18 protein-coding genes are annotated in these 16,543 nt (G+C 63.3%); 9 read left to right on the top strand and 9 right to left on the bottom strand.

Going from position 1 to position 16,543, the window contains the following annotated elements; all coding sequences use genetic code 11:
- Positions 1–186: 186 nt before the first annotated feature.
- From QMG84_RS10545 to QMG84_RS10555, 3 genes are all read left to right on the top strand, one after another.
- The gene (locus QMG84_RS10545; protein WP_281927759.1) at positions 187–1,665 is read left to right on the top strand and encodes a methyl-accepting chemotaxis protein; all 1,479 of its coding nucleotides are present in this window, start codon (positions 187–189) and stop codon (positions 1,663–1,665) included.
- A 107-nt stretch (positions 1,666–1,772) separates the two neighbouring features.
- Positions 1,773–2,654: an aldose 1-epimerase family protein gene (locus tag QMG84_RS10550; RefSeq protein WP_281927761.1), complete on the top strand. Its 882-nt coding sequence runs from the start codon at positions 1,773–1,775 to the stop codon at positions 2,652–2,654.
- Between the two features lie 36 nt (positions 2,655–2,690).
- Entirely contained in the window at positions 2,691–3,722 is a 1,032-nt protein-coding gene (locus QMG84_RS10555; protein WP_281927763.1) for a cysteine synthase A, read from the top strand.
- A 221-nt stretch (positions 3,723–3,943) separates the two neighbouring features.
- On the opposite strand, the gene QMG84_RS10560 is transcribed toward QMG84_RS10555, so the two are convergent.
- Both QMG84_RS10560 and mobA read right to left on the bottom strand, forming a co-directional pair.
- On the bottom strand, positions 3,944–6,286 hold the full coding sequence (locus QMG84_RS10560; protein ID WP_281927765.1) for a TonB-dependent receptor: 2,343 nt from the start codon (positions 6,284–6,286) through the stop codon (positions 3,944–3,946).
- A gap of 417 nt (positions 6,287–6,703) precedes the next feature.
- On the bottom strand, positions 6,704–7,321 hold the full coding sequence (gene mobA / locus QMG84_RS10565) for a molybdenum cofactor guanylyltransferase MobA (protein ID WP_281927766.1): 618 nt from the start codon (positions 7,319–7,321) through the stop codon (positions 6,704–6,706).
- 69 nt (positions 7,322–7,390) lie between these two features.
- Between mobA and QMG84_RS10570 the strand changes: the two genes are divergently transcribed.
- The 5 genes from QMG84_RS10570 to sciP all read left to right on the top strand — a co-directional run bounded on the left by QMG84_RS10570 (position 7,391) and on the right by sciP (position 10,010).
- Positions 7,391–7,594, top strand: coding sequence for a YgaP family membrane protein (locus tag QMG84_RS10570; protein WP_281927768.1), 204 nt, complete (start codon positions 7,391–7,393; stop codon positions 7,592–7,594).
- Positions 7,595–7,598: 4 nt separating this feature from the next.
- On the top strand, positions 7,599–8,135 hold the full coding sequence (locus QMG84_RS10575; RefSeq protein WP_281927770.1) for an RNA polymerase sigma factor: 537 nt from the start codon (positions 7,599–7,601) through the stop codon (positions 8,133–8,135).
- Between the two features lie 16 nt (positions 8,136–8,151).
- On the top strand, positions 8,152–8,529 hold the full coding sequence (locus tag QMG84_RS10580; RefSeq protein ID WP_434085944.1) for a thioredoxin family protein: 378 nt from the start codon (positions 8,152–8,154) through the stop codon (positions 8,527–8,529).
- 1 nt (position 8,530) lies between these two features.
- Complete coding sequence (locus tag QMG84_RS10585) at positions 8,531–9,256, top strand: cytochrome c biogenesis CcdA family protein (RefSeq protein ID WP_281927774.1); 726 nt, start codon at positions 8,531–8,533, stop codon at positions 9,254–9,256.
- 478 nt (positions 9,257–9,734) lie between these two features.
- The gene (gene sciP / locus QMG84_RS10590; protein ID WP_036281596.1) at positions 9,735–10,010 is read left to right on the top strand and encodes a CtrA inhibitor SciP; all 276 of its coding nucleotides are present in this window, start codon (positions 9,735–9,737) and stop codon (positions 10,008–10,010) included.
- 158 nt (positions 10,011–10,168) lie between these two features.
- On the opposite strand, the gene QMG84_RS10595 is transcribed toward sciP, so the two are convergent.
- Positions 10,169–11,161: a putative bifunctional lysylphosphatidylglycerol flippase/synthetase gene (locus QMG84_RS10595; RefSeq protein ID WP_202071836.1), complete on the bottom strand. Its 993-nt coding sequence runs from the start codon at positions 11,159–11,161 to the stop codon at positions 10,169–10,171.
- Between the two features lie 153 nt (positions 11,162–11,314).
- Here QMG84_RS10595 and QMG84_RS10600 point away from each other — a divergent pair, with 153 nt between their 5' ends.
- On the top strand, positions 11,315–11,881 hold the full coding sequence (locus QMG84_RS10600; RefSeq protein ID WP_281927780.1) for a Yip1 family protein: 567 nt from the start codon (positions 11,315–11,317) through the stop codon (positions 11,879–11,881).
- Here QMG84_RS10600 and QMG84_RS10605 read toward each other — a convergent pair.
- The 6 genes from QMG84_RS10605 to QMG84_RS10630 form a co-directional block, all read right to left on the bottom strand.
- Positions 11,878–13,926 carry a hybrid sensor histidine kinase/response regulator gene (locus QMG84_RS10605; RefSeq protein WP_281927782.1) on the bottom strand — a complete coding sequence of 683 codons (2,049 nt, stop codon included), beginning with the start codon at positions 13,924–13,926 and terminating at the stop codon, positions 11,878–11,880. The two genes, QMG84_RS10600 and QMG84_RS10605, sit on opposite strands and share 4 nt — an antisense overlap.
- Positions 13,927–14,104: 178 nt before the next feature.
- Positions 14,105–14,563 carry a molybdenum cofactor biosynthesis protein MoaE gene (locus QMG84_RS10610; protein WP_434085989.1) on the bottom strand — a complete coding sequence of 153 codons (459 nt, stop codon included), beginning with the start codon at positions 14,561–14,563 and terminating at the stop codon, positions 14,105–14,107.
- 11 nt (positions 14,564–14,574) lie between these two features.
- Positions 14,575–14,826 carry a molybdopterin converting factor subunit 1 gene (gene moaD / locus QMG84_RS10615; protein ID WP_202071839.1) on the bottom strand — a complete coding sequence of 84 codons (252 nt, stop codon included), beginning with the start codon at positions 14,824–14,826 and terminating at the stop codon, positions 14,575–14,577.
- On the bottom strand, positions 14,823–15,431 hold the full coding sequence (gene pgsA, locus QMG84_RS10620) for a CDP-diacylglycerol--glycerol-3-phosphate 3-phosphatidyltransferase (protein ID WP_281927786.1): 609 nt from the start codon (positions 15,429–15,431) through the stop codon (positions 14,823–14,825). Before pgsA ends, moaD begins: the two co-directional genes overlap by 4 nt.
- A gap of 101 nt (positions 15,432–15,532) precedes the next feature.
- Complete coding sequence (locus tag QMG84_RS10625; RefSeq protein WP_281927787.1) at positions 15,533–15,922, bottom strand: DoxX family protein; 390 nt, start codon at positions 15,920–15,922, stop codon at positions 15,533–15,535.
- Positions 15,923–15,929: 7 nt separating this feature from the next.
- Positions 15,930–16,526 (bottom strand): malonic semialdehyde reductase, encoded by a 597-nt coding sequence (locus QMG84_RS10630; protein ID WP_281927790.1) that lies wholly within the window; start codon positions 16,524–16,526, stop codon positions 15,930–15,932.
- Positions 16,527–16,543: the final 17 nt, after the last annotated feature.

Genomic DNA, 16,543 nt, shown 5'->3' on the forward strand with positions numbered 1-16,543 from the left:
GAGCTCCGCCGCATTTTTACGCGGCGATGACCGACCTCCAAAGGCATGACGCCGCCTCGCAATAGCCCTGAATGACATCCGGGCCGAAAAAGCCCCGCGCGCCGATCGTCCCATAACGTCGTCGCGCTTCCCTGCGCTTGTTTGCGGCCGTTCCGCCGACGCAAACGTCCCTTTGCGAGCCAAAAAATGAAATCGTCGATCACTCGTACGATATTGTGGGCCGGATCAATTGTCGCTTCCGTGATTTCGGTCGCGACAGCCGTCGGCTTCTATCTCTTGCTGAAATTCGGCGCCGAAAGCGCGGCTGTCAGCAGCTACTGGTTGCTGGGCGCCGGCCTTTCGCTGGCCGCGGTGAACATCGGCGCCGTCGCCGCGCTCTGCCTCTTTGCCGGCAAGCGGCTCGCCGAGCCCGTGGCACGCCTGACCGCCTATATGGCGGCCATGGAAAAGGGCGAGACGGCGGAAGCCCCGCCCTATGCGGAGCGGCAGGACGAGATCGGCCAAATGAGCGCGTCGGTCGCCTATTTCAAATCCGTGGTCGACGGGATGCGGACCGCGGAAGCGGAAGCGCAGACCCAAAAGGCCAAAGCCGCCGAGCAGGCCAAGGACCGTGAGAACGGCGCGAAGTGGTATATCGAGAACCGCGACTTCTTCTTCAAAGAATATGCGGCCGGAATGACGAAACTCTCCGAGGGCGACCTCCGGTTCAGATTGGAGAAGGAGTTTATCAAGGACTATGAGGAGCTTCGGCGCACCTTCAACCTCGCCGTCGAGCGTCTCAACGCCACGATGGTCGGCGTAATCGAGACCGCCGACACGATGGACGCCAGCGCCCAGGAAATCCTCAGCGCGATCAACGACCTCTCCCGCCGCAACGAAACCCAGGCGGCAACGCTTGCGGAGACGGCCGCCAGCGTCGACCAGTTCACCCAGGCGGTCAGGGAAACGGCCGACGGCGCCGGCAATGCGCGCGAAGTGGTCCAGAGCGCCCGCGCCGTCGCCGAAAATGGCGAGAAGATCGTTCGCCAAGTCATCACCGCGATGGACGACATCAGCCACTCGTCTGAAAAGATCAGCCAGATCATCGGCATCATCGACGAGATTGCCTTCCAGACCAATCTGCTGGCGTTGAATGCGGGCGTCGAGGCCGCCCGCGCCGGCGAGGCCGGACGTGGTTTCGCCGTCGTGGCGACGGAAGTGCGCAGCTTGGCTCAGCGCGCGACGCAGGCCGCCAAGCAGATCAAAGAGCTGATCATGGAGTCAAACGCCAAGGTCTCGACCGGCAATACTTTGGCCAACAACTCCGGCGAATCCCTGCGCCAGATCGTCGATCAGGTGAAAAAGATCCTCGTCATCGTCGACGAGATCGCCGTCGGCGCGGAAGGACAGTCGAATGTGCTGCGCGAGATCAACACCGCCGTGCACGACATCGACCGCGTGACCCAGCAGAACGCGGCCATGGCCGAGGAGGTCAATGCGACCAGCCAGAACTTGGCGCGTTTCAGCGGCAATCTGAAATCGCTGACCTCCCAGTTCAACATCAATGGCGCGCGTGCGCCTCAGGCGCCCGCCAAGCCGCAAGTCCGCGCCGTCGCGAGCGCGCCGCGCAGCAGCGGCAATTTGGCGCTGAAGGCTACGGCCGAGGAGGAGTGGGTAGAGTTCTAGTCGATCCGCGGCGCGCGAAACCGTCGCGCGCCTCGATCGTTCTTTGAGAAATGCGCGCGCCGCCCGGCCCCGCCGTGGCGGCGCAAATCGTGTAAAGGTCGAGGACCATGAGCGACGCGATTCTTCTCGAAGCCGACGGCGATACGGCCGAAATCCTGCCCTTCGGGGCCGAGCTCTCCGCCTGGCGGGCGGAAGGGATCGACATGATCTGGGCCAAGGACCCCAAAATCTGGGACCAGACCGCGCCCATTCTCTTTCCGGTCGTCGGCTGGACGCGCGACGGCAAAGTCACGGTCGAGGGCAAGACCTATCCGCTGGCCCTGCACGGCTTCGCCTGGAAGAAGCGCTTCGAGATCGCCGAGCGGCGCGCCGACTATCTGCGGCTCGTGCTGCTCGACGACGCGGAAACCCATGCGCTCTACCCCTTCGCCTTTCGCTTCGAGGTCGAGTTCGCGCTGCGCAAGGGCGCGCTCGACAATCATCTGATCGTCACCAATACCGACGCCAAGCCCCTGCCCTATGCCTGCGGCCTGCATCCGGCTTTCCGCTGGCCGCTCGCGGGATCGACGGCCGAGCACGCCATCGTGTTCGAGAAAGACGAAGACCCGAATGTGCCGATCATCGGCCCCGGTGGGCTCTTCTCGAAGCCGGTCCGGCGCACGCGGCTGGAAGGCAACCGCCTGCCGCTCGAACCGCAGATGTTCGCCCGTGACGCCCTCTGCTTTCTGAATTTGAAGAGCCGCAGCCTCGCCTTCGACAATGGCGCGGGGGCGCGGCTGAAAGTGAGGCTCGACGACTGCCCCCATATCGGCTTCTGGACGCTGCCGCCAGCCCCTTACCTCTGCATCGAGCCCTGGACGGGATATGGCGATCCGGAGGATTTCCACGGCGATCTCTACCAAAAGCCGTCGATGCGCATCCTCCAGCCGGGCGAAACGGCGCGCCACGGCGCCAGTTTTGCCTTTGAGCGAAGCGCCGCTTCCGGTTAGGAACAGGCGTCACTCGTTCGACAGGAATCAGATTTCATGACTATCGCCCCCAGCGTCATCGAGGCCATCGGCCGCACGCCGCTCATCGAATTGCGCGCCGCCTCGAAAGCCACGGGTTGCCGCATCCTCGGCAAGGCGGAGTTCATGAACCCCGGCGGCTCGGTGAAGGACCGCGCCGCCCTCTCCATCGTGCAGGACGCCATCGCCAAGGGGGCGCTCAAGCCGGGCGGCGTCATCGTCGAAGGCACGGCCGGCAATACGGGCATCGGCCTCGCTTTGGTGGCGAACGCGATGGGTTTCCGCACTGTCATCGTGATCCCGGAAACCCAGAGCCAGGAAAAGAAGGACATGCTGCGCCTGCAGGGCGCGCAGCTCGTCGAAGTGCCGGCCGTCCCCTACGCCAATCCAAATAATTACGTGAAGCTGTCCGGCCGCCTCGCCGAGCGGCTGGCCAAGGAAGACCCCGCCGGCGCCGTCTGGGCCAATCAGTTCGACAATGTCGCCAATCGCGAGGCCCATATCGCGACGACGGGCCCCGAAATTTACGAGGAGCTCGGCGGCAAGGTCGACGGCTTCGTCTGCGCCTGCGGCACGGGCGGCACGCTTGCGGGTATCGGCATGGCGCTGAAGGCGCGTGATCCCAAGATTAAAATCGGCCTCGCCGACCCCTTCGGCGCCGCGCTCTATTCCTATTACACGACGGGCGTGCTGAAGGCCGAGGGCTCCTCCATCACCGAGGGCATCGGCCAGGGCCGCATCACCGCCAATCTCGAAGGCGCGCCGGTCGATGTCGCCTATCAGATCCCCGACAGCGAAGCGCTCGACATCGTGTTTGCGCTGGCGGAGGAAGAAGGTCTGTTGCTCGGCGGCTCGTCGGGGATCAATGTCGCCGGCGCAATCCGCCTCGCCCGCGATCTCGGCCCCGGCCACACCATCGTGACCATCCTCGCCGACGGCGGCGCGCGCTACGCCTCGAAGCTCTTCAACGTCGCGTTCCTGCGCGGGCTGAACCTGCCGACGCCGAAGTGGCTGGAAAAGCAGGTCGCGATCGACCCGGGGTTTGTGTAATACGAGATCCGCCTGCTTGGCTCGGTGTCATTCCCGACGCGCGAGCGATCGGGAATCCAGAGCCAAACCAGCGCATTGTGGCTCTGGATTCCCGGTCGGGCTTTCAGCCCGCCGGGAATGACAACGCCCCAATGTGAGCTGTTCAAACAGAAACGAATTAGGGACACAAAAAAGGGCGCCCTCGATGCGAGGGCGCCAAGTTGGGGTGTTTCAAAGGAAGATCAATACAAGGATATACGCAGCGTTCCTCCTATCGTTCGCGGGAAGCGGTAAAAGTTGAGCGTCGACGGCGCCGTCGCTGTGCCGGGATCAATCGCCGTGCCATTGTTCACCAGGGGCAATTGATTGGTCAGGTTTTTCACCCAGAAATTGAGATTGTAGCGCTCGTCATCCGTGTGAAGGCCAAAGCCGAGATTGGTGATGGCGTAGGCTGGCTGCCAATATCGGTAGAAGGCGTAGGGGTCGGTGACGAGCGTCTTGTCCTGCCAGGCGACATTCGCGTAGACGAAGCCCGTCACCGGCTGGTTCCACCATTCGCCGAAGCCTTCCAGCAGCAGCCCGAGCTTTCTCTCATAGTTGAAGCCCGCATTGAACGAATAGACCGGCACGGCGTTGAAGCGCGAGTTGCTTCGGCTGACTTGCGTGGGCGGCCGTATAAAGCCCGGCGGCGGATTATTGGGAACATTCCATATCCAGGAGGCGTCGATCGGCGCTTCGTCGAAGTCGATCCAGCGCGCTTCGGTGATCGCGCCCGAAAAGTTGAACCAGAACCCTTCGAACGCGTTCCAGCGTCCGTCGAATTCGAGGCCGCGCAGGCGCGCGTGAGGCGCGACGCCGAGATAAGTCTGCCGTGTCGGCACGCCATTGGCGTCGACGACGGAGGTGTCGACGAAGTTCGTCTGGAAGTTATAGATGTCGTTCCAATAGAGATTGGCGTTGACGACGAGGCCGCCGTCGAACCAGACCGACTTCGCGCCGAGCTCGTAATCCCAGGAGGTCTCGGGCTTGGTGATTACCGGCTGGAATTTCTGGAAGACCCCGCCGACGAAGATGCCCTGCGCGCCGGTGTTGACGGCGCCGGCCTTCTCGCCTCGGCCGACAATCCCGTAGAGCATGATATTTTCATTGTACTGATATTGCGGGTTGAAGATGCCGGTCAGCGCGTTGAGCGTGGCCTTCTGCCCGCCGGTATCGTAGAAGCGCTGCCCGCCCGCGGCGACGATCGCCGCCTGCTGGTCCAGGACCGAGCCATTGCCCGGCACAGCGGTGATCCAACTGAAGTTCGAGCCCGATCTCACCTCCCAGCTATCGCGAAGCCCGAAGGTCAGGGCGAGCTGTTCATCGACGTGATAGGTGGCGTTTCCGTAAGCGGCGAACTGCAGATCGCGCGCCTTGCCGTCGCGATTGCTGGCCATCCCGCGCAGCAGGTAAGGCGTCGGCGTGACGACGCCATTGCTGACGGTCCCGTACCATCTGGCGGCGTCCCCGCCATAGATCGTATTGGCCCGGTTCCAGACATAGTCATAAAAGGCGAATAAGCCTGCTTGCCACTCGAGCGGCTCGTCGCGCGGCGAGGTGAGCCGGAATTCCTGCGAGAACTGGTCGACATAAGTGTCGGAGGCGCCTTTGCTGATCTCCGTCAGATTGTTGCCCATATCGTTGCGCGGCAGGAGGCGGAAATTTCCGTAGGCGCTTATCGAGGTGAAGACGTTTTCGCCGATGTTGTAGTTCAGCTCGTTCGACACCATGTGGAGGCGCTGGTCGAGCGTGCCATTGTCTGTGTTGAAAGGCTTGCGCGGGTCGATGGTGAGCAAAGGCAATCCGAGGCGCAGCCTCAGATTTTGCGAATAGGTCCGCGTGGGCCGCGTACCGTTCCAGAACACTTGAAACGTGTCCGCATATGGCCCGTCATTGTTGTTGTTATATTCGTGTGATTGGGAAATATTGAAGATGAACCTGTTGGTGAAATTATCGCCGATATAAAGCAACTGCCCCCGTGCGCCCCAACGGTTGTTGTTCAGGAGCGAGGCGCCGGACACCTGATCGCGGAACCACCCGTCGCCATGGTCGTAATAGGCCGCGATGCGGTAAGCGAGCTTGTCGTCGATGATCGGCCCCGTGACGTTCACACGTTGCATCACGTGAGAGTAGCTGCCGAACTGGGTTTCGAGCGTGGCCTTGCGTTCGAACGACGGCAATTGGGTGCGGACGACGAAGCTGCCAACAGTCGTGTTCTTGCCGCCGGCGGTGCCCTGGGGGCCGAGCGCCACTTCCGCCGATTCGATGTCGATGTAATCCGCCCATTGAAATCCAACGTGTCTGAAGAACACATTGTCGAGCATGAAGCCCGTGTCGAACTCCGACCCGTCCCCTGTGCCGGCGCCAGCGCTCACGCCGCGAATAGCCGGGCGCGCCGTTCTGGGATTGCCCGAGCCTGGCCTATAATTCGGGATCTTCTGGGCGAAGTCCTCCAGCCTGTACAGTTGCTCCCGTTGTGCGGTCTTGGGATCGACGACGACAATTGGCCGCGCAATCTTTTCGACCTGCATTTTTCGTTTCGACAATTCGCCCGGCTTGTCCTTTCCACTGCCGCTGACCACGACGTCCGTAACTTGGGCGTCCTGACCGAGAGCTATTCCGGCCGCTCCGGCGACAACAGAGCCCAAAATGGTGCTTGAAAGCAGTCTGCATACAAAACGCCACTTCGCCATTATATTGCGCCCCTCCATCATCGTACTTTCCTAGTATGAAAGTATGATTCAAGGAGGAATTCAAGCGCCTCGCTCCCGCGTTGGAAAAGTGCTCATCGCCGTTGCAGAAACGCAACATATGCAGAAAGATGATTGTGTCTATTTACAATACGCAAGGCGCGACAAGCTCATGTCTGAAAGCCGCGCGTCCGAGAAAGCCCGCATTAACTCCAGCACATTAATAGGCTATTTGCTAAAGAGAAACAGCGCGCGGCGTCGCTGAAAAAGGAGTTAGGGGCAGCCTTGCGCAATTGCGCGAGCCGTCTCCACCTCCTCAGGGCGATTGACATTGAAAAACGGGTCGTAGGGTTTGTCCGGCCAAGCCACGTTCGCATTCGGGTAGCGCGCGATGAAGGCGGAAACCTTCCGCACGCCCTCCTCCGCCAGCGCCCGCCGCAACTCCTCGCGCAACGCCACCGGCCAAAGCGCCACGGCGTGATGGACGCGGTCGCCCGACTCCGCCACGGCGATCTGCGCGCCAGCCGTCTCCCGCGCCGCGCGGAGCCGCGCAACGAGATCATCAGGCAGGAAAGGCGTATCGGCGGGCGCGCTGACAATATCCGTCGCCTCGGGCCAATGGGCGGCGGCGTAATCCATTCCCGCCAGCACCCCCGCCAGCGGCCCGGCGAAGCCCTCGACCGTATCGGCGACGACCGGCAGCCCGAAAGCGCCGAACCGCGCCGGATCGCCATTGGCGTTGATCACGAGCCCGTCGCATTGTGGGGCAAGGCGGGCGATCGCATGAGCGATGATCGGCCGTCCGCCGATTTCCAAGAGCGGCTTGTCGCCGCCGCCCATCCGCCGCGACAGGCCGCCGGCGAGCAAAACGCCGAAAATTTTTTCCCTCATGCGCATCCTTTCGGCCGCCCAGCCCCTCTTTGTCAGTGAGGGCCTTCCTCGCGAACACGGAGATCGACGATGTTTTATGTCAAAAACCTGCCGAATTGGGAGCGTGCAATACGCGTCGTCATGGGCCTCGTCCTCATTGCGATCGCCATCGTCTATCTTGGAAAGACGGCGATCGGTTTTGGCGCCGGGGCGATGGGCGTCATGGCGGCGATGAGCGGGATAATGGGTTTTTGCCCGGCCTGCGCGCTCGCCGGCCGCCGATTGAAGCAGTGAGCGAATGGCCGTAGAGCGCAGCCAATTGATCCAGGGCGTGAAGCGCGGCGACGCGCTCGCGCTCGACCAGCTTCTCGTCGACTGCCGCGCAGACGTCCGCCGCTATGCGCTTCGCCACTGCGCCACGAGCGAGATCGACGACGCCGTGCAGGAAACCCTCCTCGTCGTCGCCCGGCACGTCACGTCCTTGCGGGCCGCGGCGTCTTTCGCGAGCTGGCTGTTTACCGTGGTGCGGCGCGAGTGCCAGCGCCTCTCGCGCAAGATGCTCGCCCACGAGAATATAGAAGACGAGAAGTTCGAGGCCTGGTTCGCCAGCGCCCCGACCGCCGAGCTGAGGGCCGAGCTTGCTTGCGCTTTGGAATCCTTGCCGGCGCATTATCTCGAGATCGTGCTGCTGCGCGATTTCGAGGAACTTACTATATCTGAGATTGTAGATCGATTAAATATACCTCTGGCGACGGCCAAGAGCAGGCTGCGCCGCGCCCGCGCCCTCGTACGGGATTATCTCATTGGCTCCGACGAGAATGAATTCACCCGCTAACGCACAAGGAATGACCATGTTACGCAACATTATCTTCGCTTTTCTGGCGCTCGCCGCTCTCGTCCAACCCGCCAGCGCCGAACAGGCCTATACGACGAGCGCCTTTTCAGCGGCGCAGAAGGCCGGCAAAGGCATTGTCGTCCATATCTACGCGCCCTGGTGCCCGACCTGCCGCGCCCAGGAGCCCATCCTGCACAAGCTCGAAGCCGACCCCAAATTTTCCGGCGTAGAGTCCTTCCGCGTCGATTTCGACGGGCAGAAAGACGCGGTGCGCGCCTTCAAGGCCACGAGCCAAAGCACCATCATCGTCTTCAAGGGCGCTCAGGAGGTCGGCCGCTCGGTCGGCGAGACGAGCCCCAAGGCGATCGGCGAGTTGCTCGACAAGGCCCTGTGACATGAGCGCCGGCGCCCTCGGTCTCGCCTTCCTTGCTGGCCTGCTGTCGGCGCTGTCGCCTTGCGTGCTGCCGCTTCTGCCGCTGGTGCTCGGCGCGGCGGCGACCGAGCATAAATCGGCGCCGGCGCTTCTTGCGCTCGGCGTCGCCCTCTCCTTTGCGGCGATCGGTCTCTTCGTCGCGACGATCGGCTTCTCCATCGGCCTCGATGGCGACGCCTTCCGGGCCGGCGCCGCGGCGCTGATGATGGCGTTCGGCCTCGTCCTGCTCTTTCCGGCGCTTCAGGCGCGGGTGGCGGCGGCTGGCGGTCCGTTCAGCGACCGGCTCAATGCGGCCTTTGGCGGCGCTGGCGCGTCGGGAGGGCTATTCGGTCAATTCGGCGTGGGGCTTCTGCTTGGCGCCATCTGGAGCCCTTGCGTTGGCCCGACGCTCGGCGCCGCCTCCGTGCTCGCCTCGCGCGGCGAGGATTTGGGCGCTGTCGCGGCGACCATGGGCGTTTTCGGGCTCGGCGCGGCGGCGCCGCTTCTGGTCCTGGGCTTCCTGTCCAGAAAGGCCTTCGCGCGCTGGCGCGATCCGCTGCTCGCCGCTGGCAAGAGATTGAAACAGGCGATGGGCCTGCTCTTCCTGGCTTTGGGCCTGCTCATCCTCAGCGGGGCGGACAAGACGCTCGAAGCCGCGCTCGTCTCGGCGTCTCCGGAATGGTTGACCGGGCTGACCACCCGCTTCTGAGTGAGACGAGACCCGCTCGATTGTTCGGCGCCATCCCGACGCTCGCGCAGTTGGGACACCGCCGTCATTGCGAGGAGGCGAAGCCGACGAAGCAATCCAGGGCCGCATCGCCGCCCTGGATTGCTTCGCTTCGCTCGCAATGACGGGCGCTGGGCAGAACTAGCGCTCTTGTGGCTCTGGATTCTCGGGCTTTCAGCCCGCCGGGAAACGGAAGTGGTATGAGACGCAAATAGAGACACAGCATTTCAGGAAGCATTAACGATAATCTGCGTGCATAGAGCAGCAGTAGATCGTCCGCGACGTGCGGTTACGGCGCGAAAACTCTGGCGAAAACAAGGCGACGCCTGGGGCGCGCCGAAACTTCCTAAAATCTGGTTTAAACTTGATTATCTATGGACCTCGCGCGTTTAGGCAAATCTTAAAAGGCCAGGCGCTATAAGGCGGTTACTGTGTGGTCGTAGAGTATGCGAGTAAGATTATGACCGAGACGCACCGTCCGCGTGTCAAATATGTCATCGGCCCTGACGGCAGCCCGCTGACAATTGCGGATTTGCCGCCGCCTTCCACCAAGCGCTGGGTCATTCGCCGCAAGGCGGAAGTGGTCGCCGCGGTCCGGGGCGGTCTTCTTTCCCTCGACGAAGCCTGCAGCCGCTATACGCTGACGGTCGACGAGTTCCTGAGCTGGCAGATGTCGATCGACCAGCACGGCCTCGCCGGACTGCGCACGACGCGCCTGCAGCAATATCGGATGTAAGGCGCGCGCATCCTACGACCTGAATTAAAAAAGCCGGTCCCATTTTTGGGCCGGCTTTTTTGTTTGTGCGTGCGTTAATGCGGCTCTGGATTCCCGGTCGGGCTTTCAGCCCGCCGGGAATGACAAGCCCCAACGCGAGCTGTTCAAACCAAACCGCCTCAGACCTGCGGCGGTCCCTCCGCCGCGCGGGGCTCGCCCCGCAGCTTTTCCACGAGCTTCTTGCGCTCGAAGAGCCCGACGACGACGAGCGCCGCGAGCAGCGGGACGATCAGGTAGAAGAGCCGCCACACCAGCAGCGCCGCCAGAACCTGCAAGCGCGGCACGTCGGGCATCAGATTGATGAAGACCAGCTCGAAGACGCCGAGTCCGCCCGGCGCATGGGAGACGAGCGCCGCCGAGAAAGACAGGAGGAAGGCGGCGAGGACGACGATATAGCCCGGATTCCCCTGCTCCGGCAGCGCGAAATAGATGATGCCCGCCGCGCCGATGAGTTCGGCCGGCGCCGCGAAGAGCTGTTGGACCATGACGGCCGGACGCGGATAGGTGATCTCGAACTTGCCGAACCGGAACGGTCTGAAATGCATCAGCGAGCCGACGATGTAGACCGCGACGAAGCCCAAACATAGCAGCCCCACCGTGCGCGCCGTGTGCGGATGGGTGAAGACGTCTGGCAGGAAGCCCGCGAGACGCTGCATCATCGTGGGGTCGTAGGTGAGCAGAAGCCCCCCGAGCAGCACATTGCCGAAGGCGAAAGTGTAGGAGCAGAGCACCACCAGCGTCGCGACCTGCGTCGCCGTCAGCCCTTTCGACGAATAGGCGCGGTAGCGCACCATGGCGCCGGAGAAGACGCTCGCGCCGATATTGTGGGACAGCGCGTAAGTGGTGAAGGAACAAACGGAGATGAAAATCCACGAAATATGCGTCACGCCCAGATGCAAGAGCGCGATCCGATCGTACCAGGCGAGCGCCGCATAGGCGAGCAAGGTCGACAGCGCCGCGAAGAAGTAATCCGATGCGGGAATGGCCCTGAGATAGGCCCAAACCTCTGTGCCGACGGATTCGCCCTGGAACTCGTGGTAGAGCAGGTAAAATGAGCCGATGACGGCGGCGAGCCCGATGACGGGCCAGAAATACTCTGCCAGTTTTTTCATGCAGCCTGTCGCGTTAGACGTTATTTGGGGCTTCGTCAGCGGTCGATGCTGGCCTGCGCATTCCCTCGCATGTAAGCAAGTCATGAGCAAGCCACAAGCGCCGGCCAAGCCGGTCCAAGGGGAAGCGCCGAAGCCGGCCGGAAAGACGACGCCATGAAGGATATGATCTCCCGGGTCAAAGGCCTCATTTTGACGCCCCGGCAGGAGTGGGAGCGGATCGAGGCGGAGGACACATCCGTCCGCGACCTTTATCTGCGGTATATCGGCGTCCTTGCGGCCATACCGCCCTTCGCGAGCTTTTTGGGGTCGTGGCTGTTTGGCGCGCGCGGGCTGCATCCGACTTTCACGGCGGGGCTGCTGCGCGCGGTCATGCAATATGCATTGAGCCTGCCCGCGCTCTTCCTGACCGCCTTTGTGATCTCCATGGCGGCCCCCTATTTCGACGGCCGCAGCGACGATCGGCGGGCGCTGGCGCTCGCCGCCTACTCCTATACGCCGGCCTGGCTCGCCTCGGCTTTCGGCCTCGTGCCGGGGCTACGTTTCCTCGACGTGCTGGGTCTCTACGGGATCTACGTCTTTTCGCTGGGCCTGACGCGCATGATGCGGGTGCCCAAGGACAATCTCGACGTCTTCACGCTGGTGGCGCTGTTCCTGACGGTGGCCATGGGCGCTTTGCACGCCTGGCTGGTGTCGGCGATCGCGCCTGCGCAATTGCTCTAGCGACGGAAATCCAGAACGCGTTCGATGTCGCCCATGGAAGCCGGCTTGGCGATATGCAGATCGAAGCCGGCCTTTTTCACATGCTCCCGCGCGGTCTCGCCGCCCCAGCGCGTGAGGGCGACGATTATTGCGTCCCTGCCTTCCGGCAGGGCGCGGATGCGGCGCGCCGCCTCGTAACCGTCCATCCCCTCCAAACCAAGATCGATGAAAACGACTTGGGGATGGAAGCTCTGAACCGCCTCGACGCCTCTTTTTCCGTCATAAGCCGTCTGAACATTCGCGCCCTGGGCGCGCAGCAGCATGGACAAGCCATGGACCACGTCGTCATCGTCCTCGATGATGAGGACGCGGCGGGCGGATCGGCCTCCCTCGCGCTGCGGCCCGCCCTGCGCAAAGGCTGACGCGAGCGGCAGACGCACCAGGAAGACGCTCCCCTTGCCGGGCCCGTCGCTGCGCGCCTCGACCTGCCCGCCATGCAGGCGCAACAGCTTGCGCACAAGGGCTAGTCCGATGCCGAGACCGCCCTGGGCGCGCCCCAATGTCCGATCGACCTGGGCGAAAAGGTCGAAGACATGCGGCAGCATGTCCGGCGGTATGCCGACGCCATTGTCGGCGACGGTCAATTCCGCTTGGCTCCCGACGCGCCGGGCCGCGATCTCCGCGTGGCCGCCCGAGGGGGTGTATTTGGCGGCGTTGCTGAGAAGATTGGCGATGACCTGCACGAGCCGCACCGGATCGCCGTCGATCATGAGCGGCTCCTCGGGCCGCACGACGGTCAGCGAGACGCCGTTGGCGTCGAGAAATTGCTGGCTGGCCTCGATGGCCTGATCCATGAGATCGCGCAGATCGAGCCGCTCCCGCTTGAGTTCGATCTTGCCGCTGCGGATGCGCGACACCTCCAGCAGATCATCCACGAGGCGGACAATGTGGTCGACCTGCCGCTCCATCATCTCCTGAACGCGAACGGCGTTGGGCCCCTGCGCGCCGGTTCGCTTGAGAACGAGGAGGCCGGTCCGGATCGGCGCCAAAGGATTGCGAAGCTCATGCGCCAGCGTTGCCAGGAACTCGTCCTTGCGGCGGTCGGCTTCTAGCAGCGCCTGCTCCATCCTCAGCCGCGCCATGGCCATGGAGACGAGCTGGCTCACCGCCTGCATGACCTCGATCTCATCGTCGTTGAAGGCAAGCCGCGTCTTGGCCCCGAACGACAAAGTGCCCATCAGCCGGCCCTGCGCCATCAGCGGATGGCAGCAGTAAGCTTTGATCCCGCAGGAGGCGATGAGCCCCGTTCGCGGGTCCGCGCTGGCGCACACATTCTCGGCTACGATCCGCTCGCGGTCGCGGGCGACGGCGCCGCAGATGGCGACGCCGTAATCGAGCCATTCGATTTCGCGCGCCCGATCCTCGGGTATGCCCGCGCAGGCGTTGAGATGCAGGCGGCCGGACTCTTCGGCGACGAGGTAATTGAAGAAGGCCTGGCAATCGAGAAACTGCATGACGTCGGCGCAGAGTTCCTCCACTGCGCCCTGCACGTCGCTCGACTGCAACAGCCGCGCCGCGATCCGCGTCAGCAGCTCGTTGCGACGCACGGTCCACTGCAGCGCAATTTCAGCGTGTTTCCGGTCGGTAATGTCCTGCGTGACGCCAAAACCGCCGAGCAACGCCCCCGCCGCGTCGAATTCCAGACAGGCCTTTTCGCGCACCCATTTCTCCTGGCCGTCGACCAGGACTCGATGCTCGAGGTCGTAAGGTTCGCCGCGTAGCGCGGCGATCCATTTCTCATGGACATAGGCGCGGTCGTCAGGATGGACCGCCGCCAGGAAGGTTTCATATGTCTGGGGCGCGCCGACGGGCTGGCCAAAAATGCGGTAGTTCTCGGCCGACCAGGTGAGGATGTTTCGAGTGGTGTCCATGCGCCACCAGCCGATCTGGCCGAGCTCCTGCGCCCGCGCAAAATTTTCCCACTGGCGCCAGCTCTCCACAGTCGTGGACTCGGCGCTCTGGGATGACTCATCATGATTTTCGACGTCGCCAACGACCCTGCTCATGCGCCGAGAAGTGATATGGATCAGCGGGGCAAGCAAGCGGGGCAGTAAGGCGCGCGCCCAGATCGAAAATGGCATCGGAGCCAGCGCTAACGGTAGGATTTTTCAAATAAGATATTGGCGTCTGCGGGAGAAATTTCAGCTTTTGAATGGTTTGTGACCGACCGTAAGCTGGGGAAAGCTATCGCGCCCAGCGCGCCGCCGCAGCGTCGTCTTCGCTTTTGGCGGCGACCCAGCCCTCTTCGGCGCCGTCGACCCGGCGCTCCTTCTTCCAGAAGGGCGCGCGGGTCTTGAGGTAATCCATCAGGAACTCAGCCGCCGCAAAGGCCTCGCCGCGATGGCGCGCGGCGGCGATCACCAGCACGATCCGCTCGCCGGGGCGAATGACGCCGTGGCGGTGGATGATCGTCAGGCCGACGAGCGGCCAGCGCGACAGAGCCTCCCCTGCGACGCGCCCGATTTCCTCCTCCGCCATGCCGGGATAATGCTCGAGCTCCAAAGCGTCGAGCGTTCCATCCTCGTCCCGGCACAGGCCCGTGAAGGCGACGACGGCGCCGACATCGCGGCGCCCTTCCGTCAGCAAGGCCTCCTCACGGGCGGCGTCGAAGTCCGCCGCCTGGACGCGAATTGTGGGCGTGATCTGCGCCACGCTCAGCCGCCGGTCATCGGGGGGAAAAAAGCGATCTCACGCGCGCTTGCGATCGGCGCGTCGGGCGCGGCGTGGGTCTTGTCGATCGCGGTCCGAATCGTCTTGGGATTGGCGAAAGCGGCGGCGTAGCCCTCGCCCCGCGCCGCGAGCCATTCGACGAGCTGGCGCACCGTCTCCACCTCGCGCGGCGGCGCGATCTCTTCTTCCGAAACGCCGATCCGCTCGCGGACCCAAGCGAAATAGACCGCCTTCATGGCCCCTCGTCTTCCCCGAAATGGCCGATCGCCGCCTGTAGATAGTCGGCGCCCGTATAGAGCGTCAGAACGGCGGCGACCCAAAGAAGCGTCTCGCCGATTTTGAGCGAGCCGGGCAGAACGGCTTCCCCCGACGGGCCGACGATGAAGAAACCGAGCGCCACAAGCTGGAACGCTGTCTTCCATTTGGCGATGGTCGACACCGGCAGCCGCACTTTCAGCTCGGCGAGATATTCGCGCAGGCCGGAGACAAGAATCTCCCGGCACAGGATGATGATCGCCGCCCAGATCGTCCATCCGACCAGCGTCTGATTGGCCACGACCACAAGAAGCGTCGCGGCGACCAGGAGCTTATCGGCAATCGGGTCGAGCATGCGGCCGATCGGCGATTGCTGCTGCCAGGCGCGCGCGAGATAGCCGTCGAAAAAATCGGTCACGCCGGCGGCCGTATAAACGCCGAGCGCCGCCCAGCGGGTCCAGTTCTCGCCCGAGGCGAGCAGCAGCCCGGCCACCACGGGCACGGCGAGACACCGTCCGTAAGTCAGCAGGTTCGGCAACGCCCACGCATGAGAGCGTCGCTTGGTCGTGACGGCTGTCTCGGTCATGTCAGCAAGGGAATAGGTCGCGCGCCTCTCTTGTCAATAGATTTGGCATGGCCTTGGCCGCCAAGCACAATCTCTATCAACAGCCATGAGCGCGGCACGGGCTACTCCTTATCGAGCGCGAACTTGCCCGGCCCGGCGACCGAGAAGAACAGGAACACGAAGCAATAGAGCGCCGCAAGCTCCCCCTTGTTCAGGATCGGCCAGAACGCCTCGAAAGCATGGAAGCCGAAATAGGCCACCGCCATCTCGCCGGCGAGGATGAAGGCGGCCGGCCGCGTGAACAAGCCGATCAGCAGCAGGAAGCCGCCGACAAGCTCGATGACGCCAGCGGCGCCGAGCAGCGACAGCAGCGTCACCTTGTCGAACATGGCGACATGCGGGAAGCCGAAGAGCTTCGCCGTTCCGTGCTGCAAGAACAGCAAGGCGGTCACGATGCGCAGCAGCCCCTGCACTTGAGGCAGGAAGCGCGCGGGAATGATTCGGAGCGTCATGCAAACCTCAAAGAATTTGGGCCATGTCTTCAAAAGCGAAACGCGGCCCGCGCGGGTAGAGCTTGGCCGTATCGCCGTAGCCGACATTGATCAGAAAATTCGACTTTATCTTGGTGCCCGAAAAAAATTCGGCGTCGACCTTGGCGTTGTCGAAGCCGCTCATCGGGCCCGTGTCCAAACCGACCGCCCGTAAAGCGAGGATCAGATAGGCGCCCTGCAGCGAACCGTTGCGAAAGGCGGTGTCCCGGATCAGCGCGTCATTGCCGACGAACCAGGCGCGCGCATCCGCCGCAGGGTAGAGGAACGGCAAATGCTCAGGGAAATCGAGGTCGTAACCCACGATCGCCGTCGCTGGGGCCGCCATGGTCTTGTCGTGATTGCCCGGCGACAGGGCGGGCGCGAGCCGCGCCTTGGCCTCGGGCGAGCGCACGAAGACCACCCGCATCGGCGAGCAATTGGCGCTTGTCGGCCCCCATTTGGCGTAATCGACCGCGAGCTCCAGAAGAGAGTCCGGGACCTCCCTGTCGAGCCAGCCATTATGCGTGCGGGCGGCGGTAAAGAGCTGCGCCAGGACGTCGGGCGGGAGCTGTTTTGCGTCGGTCACCGGCAATCCCCCTCTCT

Source organism: Methylocystis iwaonis, assembly GCF_027925385.1.
In the GTDB taxonomy this organism is placed as follows: Bacteria; Pseudomonadota; Alphaproteobacteria; order Rhizobiales; family Beijerinckiaceae; genus Methylocystis; species Methylocystis iwaonis.

What these genes read in the sequence shown, in the direction of transcription:
- mobA (WP_281927766.1), bottom strand. Translation starts at nt 7,321, where the DNA reads ATGAGGGAAAAAATTTTCGGCGTTTTGCTCGCCGGCGGCCTGTCGCGG.
- sciP (WP_036281596.1), top strand. Translation starts at nt 9,735, where the DNA reads ATGACCGAGACGCACCGTCCGCGTGTCAAATATGTCATCGGCCCTGAC.
- pgsA (WP_281927786.1), bottom strand. Translation starts at nt 15,431, where the DNA reads ATGACCGAGACAGCCGTCACGACCAAGCGACGCTCTCATGCGTGGGCG.
- moaD (WP_202071839.1), bottom strand. Translation starts at nt 14,826, where the DNA reads ATGAAGGCGGTCTATTTCGCTTGGGTCCGCGAGCGGATCGGCGTTTCG.
- QMG84_RS10585 (WP_281927774.1), top strand. Translation starts at nt 8,531, where the DNA reads ATGAGCGCCGGCGCCCTCGGTCTCGCCTTCCTTGCTGGCCTGCTGTCG.
- QMG84_RS10555 (WP_281927763.1), top strand. Translation starts at nt 2,691, where the DNA reads ATGACTATCGCCCCCAGCGTCATCGAGGCCATCGGCCGCACGCCGCTC.
- QMG84_RS10600 (WP_281927780.1), top strand. Translation starts at nt 11,315, where the DNA reads ATGAAGGATATGATCTCCCGGGTCAAAGGCCTCATTTTGACGCCCCGG.
- QMG84_RS10545 (WP_281927759.1), top strand. Translation starts at nt 187, where the DNA reads ATGAAATCGTCGATCACTCGTACGATATTGTGGGCCGGATCAATTGTC.
- QMG84_RS10575 (WP_281927770.1), top strand. Translation starts at nt 7,599, where the DNA reads ATGGCCGTAGAGCGCAGCCAATTGATCCAGGGCGTGAAGCGCGGCGAC.
- QMG84_RS10605 (WP_281927782.1), bottom strand. Translation starts at nt 13,926, where the DNA reads ATGAGCAGGGTCGTTGGCGACGTCGAAAATCATGATGAGTCATCCCAG.
- QMG84_RS10595 (WP_202071836.1), bottom strand. Translation starts at nt 11,161, where the DNA reads ATGAAAAAACTGGCAGAGTATTTCTGGCCCGTCATCGGGCTCGCCGCC.
- QMG84_RS10580 (WP_434085944.1), top strand. Translation starts at nt 8,152, where the DNA reads ATGTTACGCAACATTATCTTCGCTTTTCTGGCGCTCGCCGCTCTCGTC.
- QMG84_RS10550 (WP_281927761.1), top strand. Translation starts at nt 1,773, where the DNA reads ATGAGCGACGCGATTCTTCTCGAAGCCGACGGCGATACGGCCGAAATC.
- QMG84_RS10570 (WP_281927768.1), top strand. Translation starts at nt 7,391, where the DNA reads ATGTTTTATGTCAAAAACCTGCCGAATTGGGAGCGTGCAATACGCGTC.
- QMG84_RS10625 (WP_281927787.1), bottom strand. Translation starts at nt 15,922, where the DNA reads ATGACGCTCCGAATCATTCCCGCGCGCTTCCTGCCTCAAGTGCAGGGG.